The organism is Protofrankia coriariae (genome assembly GCF_001017755.1).
In the GTDB taxonomy this organism is placed as follows: Bacteria; Actinomycetota; Actinomycetes; order Frankiales; family Frankiaceae; genus Protofrankia; species Protofrankia coriariae.
Map to the genome: position 1 here is coordinate 51,934 of NZ_JWIO01000026.1, position 3,338 is coordinate 55,271.

At 70.3% G+C, this 3,338-nt stretch carries 4 protein-coding genes (1 of these 4 running past the window's edge); 1 reads left to right on the forward strand and 3 read right to left on the reverse strand.

The annotated features are described in order from the left end of the window. The 3 genes in view from FrCorBMG51_RS15885 to FrCorBMG51_RS15895 are tightly spaced (at most 10 nt apart) and all read right to left on the reverse strand, a layout consistent with a single transcriptional unit that may run on beyond the window. Nucleotides 1-763 carry the 5' portion of an FtsW/RodA/SpoVE family cell cycle protein gene (locus tag FrCorBMG51_RS15885; RefSeq protein WP_047223843.1) on the reverse strand. The gene continues 743 nt to the left of window position 1, outside the view, so only the first 763 of its 1,506 coding nucleotides appear in the window; its start codon is at nucleotides 761-763; its stop codon lies beyond the left edge, outside the window. A gap of 10 nt (nucleotides 764-773) precedes the next feature. Further along, nucleotides 774-2,228 (reverse strand): PP2C family protein-serine/threonine phosphatase, encoded by a 1,455-nt coding sequence (locus FrCorBMG51_RS15890; protein ID WP_047223844.1) that lies wholly within the window; start codon nucleotides 2,226-2,228, stop codon nucleotides 774-776. Beyond that, nucleotides 2,225-2,758 (reverse strand): FHA domain-containing protein FhaB/FipA, encoded by a 534-nt coding sequence (locus FrCorBMG51_RS15895; protein WP_047223845.1) that lies wholly within the window; start codon nucleotides 2,756-2,758, stop codon nucleotides 2,225-2,227. The genes FrCorBMG51_RS15890 and FrCorBMG51_RS15895 overlap by 4 nt, the downstream gene beginning before the upstream one ends. A 60-nt stretch (nucleotides 2,759-2,818) precedes the next feature. Between FrCorBMG51_RS15895 and FrCorBMG51_RS29030 the strand changes: the two genes are divergently transcribed. Next, the coding region (locus tag FrCorBMG51_RS29030; RefSeq protein WP_162233230.1) for a hypothetical protein at nucleotides 2,819-3,338 on the forward strand (520 nt) is incomplete at its 3' end.

A 3,338-nucleotide genomic window follows, 5' to 3' on the forward strand; every position in this document is an offset into this window, starting at 1 on the left:
GGCTCGCGAGCCAGGCGACGAGCACCGGGCCGAGGTCCCGGGCGCGCGGGAAGTGGATCCCGAGGAAGGAGCGGGAGACCACGGAGAGGACCTCGCGTTTGTTCACCAGGTAGCCGGCGAAGAAGATCATTAAAATGATTTTCGAGATCTCGCTGGGCTGGAAGGTGAACGGCCCGACCCGCAGCCACAGCCGGGCGCCGTTGATGGTCGCGCCGAACACCGGCATCGCGGGCAGCACCAGGAAGACCAGGCCGACCAGCCCCGCCGTGTAGGCGTAGCGCGACAGCGTCTTGTGGTCCCGGATGACCGCCAGCACCAGCACGAAGACGACGAGCGCGAGCAGCGTCCACACCATCTGTAACGGTGCGACGCCGGCTGGTACCTTCCTGCCGGCTTTCTCGGCGGCATCCATCTTGGCCAGGTCCAGCCGGTAGATCATGACGAGGCCGAGGCCGTTGAGGGCCGCGACCAGCGGCAGCAGTATCGGGTCGGCGGCCGGCGCGAACCGGCGCACGGCCAGGTGGGCCATCCCCCACAGCGCGCTGAAGCCCAGGCCGTAGACGAACACCGAAGCGGTGATCTTTCCGTCGACGGCGAGCACGACAGCCGCCAGGGCGGCGGTGGCGAGCAGGCCGGCGAACAACAGCAGGGAGAGTTCTCGCCGACGGTACGGCGGCAGATGGACACCGGCCGGTACCGGGAACCGGGCGAAGGTTCCCGTGAGATCGACCGCCTTGCCGCGAAGCGGAGGGAGAACAGTCATCCTGTCGGCGTCATCCAGATGTCGGGACCGACGGGGCCGCTGGGATGGACGGGACGCAGTTCGGGCCCGGGGCGGTGGCACAGAGCGCCGGGGCGGTGGTGGCAACGCCCAGGGGGCCCTGAGCGTCTCCGGTGTTCTTCTCCCCGTCGGTGCCCGCCTGCGCCGTGGCGGTCACCGTCAGCGGCGTCGGTGCCGCCGTGGATGCCGCGGAGTCGGCCGGGTGCGTGACGGCGAACTGCGTCCGCAGCCGCTCGACATAGTCGCGGATCTCGGTGAGGCTGCTGGCCGAGTAGCCGTCCTCCACCTGCAGGCGCCCGTCGTCGTTGAGCTCGTTCAGCGGTAGGGAGCGCTCCTTGAGCCGGTGCAGGGAGAAGCCGGCGATACTCCCCTCGACACCCTCGAAGATCGCTACCTGTTTGTCGTCGACCCCGACGTAGTAGCGGCTGTGCAGGTAGAACCAGCCCCAGACGGTCGCGATGGTCAGGACGATCACCGTGCACAGGATGATGAACGCCGGCCGGGGCGGCGGCCGGCGGGCGAGCGGCGGCGAATCCTCGTCCACCACGCTGTCGGAACCCTCGGCGCGCGGCGTGGTGGGGCTGTGCCGGCCGATCCGCGCGCCCCTGGCGGCCGGGGAGTCCTGGTCGCCGTACCGGGGATTCGGCCCGGTACGGGCGGCCAAGGCTCCCGGCACGGTCTGCTTCTCCGCGGCGGCGCCGGCCACGAGCGGGCGGCCGTCGTCATCGGCGTCGTCCTCGACGATGTCGGCGACGACAACGGTGATGTTGTCCGGCCCGCCGCCCTTGAGAGCGAGTTCGACCAGCCGGTCGACGGCCTCCTGAGGCGTCGGTAGCAGCAGCGCTTCACGGATGGTGATTTCCGTCACAACACCGGACAGTCCGTCGGTGCACAGCAGATAGCGGTCGTCCGGGATCGCCTCCCGGACGGACAGGTCCGGCTCGACGTCGCGGCCGTCGAGCGCACGCATCAGTAACGACCGTTGGGGATGCGTGTCCGCCTGCTCGGCCGTGATCCGCCCCTGGTCGACAAGATCCTGCACCAGTGTGTGATCATGGGTCACCTGGTTGAGCACCTGGTGCCGCAGCAGGTACGCCCGGGAGTCGCCGACGTGCAGCACACCAAGATGGTTCCCCGCGAGCAACAGGGCGGTGACCGTGGTGCCCATACCCTCCAGCGACCCGTCCTTGACGGACATCTCACGCAGCTGGTTGTTGGCCTGGTGCACCGATTCGGTCAGCACCTCCAGGACCGCACCGCTGGCGACGTCGTCGTCCAGCGTGGCCAGCTGGGAGATCACGGTGGAGGAGGCGACCTCCCCGGCCGCGTGACCGCCCATACCGTCGGCCACGGCCAGTAGCCGAGCGCCCGCGTAGGCGGAATCTTCGTTGCCTTCTCGGACGTGGCCGACGTCCGAGCGAACGGCGTAGTGAAGCCTAAGGCTCACCGGTGAAGCTCCAGGACGGTTTTCCCGATCCTGACCGGCGCGCCGAGAGGAACCGGCATGGGACTGGTCACTTTCGTGCGGTCGAGGTAAGTACCGTTGGTCGAGCCCAGATCTTCGACGAACCACTGGCCGTCGTGGGGGACGAGTCTTGCATGTCTCGCGGATGCGAAGTCGTCCTCCAGCACCAGAGTCGAGTCCTGCGCACGTCCGATGGTGACAGGCGTCGGTCCGAGCGGAAGAATCGTCCCCGCGAGATGCCCCTTCGTGACGACCAGCTTGCTTGGTGTGCGCGCCCGCCGATTGGGAGACGCGTTCTGCGGCCCAGCGGGTGGCGGTGCCGGGTGCGCCGGCGCCGGTTGGGCGGGCGTTGGGCGGCCCAGCCCCTGGACGCTCTGCCGCTGACGCTTCGTCGGCCCGAACATGTCCGCGCGCACCGCACGGACAGCAGCCAGCACGAACAGCCACAACAGCGCCAGGAAGCTGATTTTCACGACCAGGAGGACCAGGTCGCTGGGTCCGGATCCGCTCACGGCGTCCTACCAGGCGCGCTCGTCCGGATCCGCTGCTCCCGGCCCGGCGGGACGGTCGCCGTGGGGATCCCGCTCCGGTGGACGCCGGCCCTCCCCAGGGGGGACCCGGCCCGGACGCTGAGTCTCCTGCTCGTACAGGTCGGCGTCGTCCGGCCGCACCGGCGCGGCACCGCGCCGTGGGTCACCCTGCCGTGGGTCACCCTGCCGTGGGTCGCCGTAGCCGGGCTGGCCGCCGTAGCCGGGCTGGCCGCCACGACCGGGCGCACCCGCGGCAGGCGTGCCCGGTGGCGTACCCGGGCCGTAGCCGCTCGGCGGAGTACCGGGAGGCCGGCCGCCGAGCTGGTCGTACGGGTTGCCGCCACGATACTGGCCCTCCCTCTCCCCGTACGGATCGTCGTAGCGGGAACCGCCACCATACGGATCCCCCGGTCGACCTCCCGCGGGCTGACCTCTGCCCGGGCGTCCACCGCCCTGGTACGGCGGTTCCGCGGGAGGGGCCGGATAGCCGCCAGGGGGGCCACCTCTACGCGGGTCGTCACGATACGGATCGTCACGATACGGACCCGCCGGCGCGGGCGGG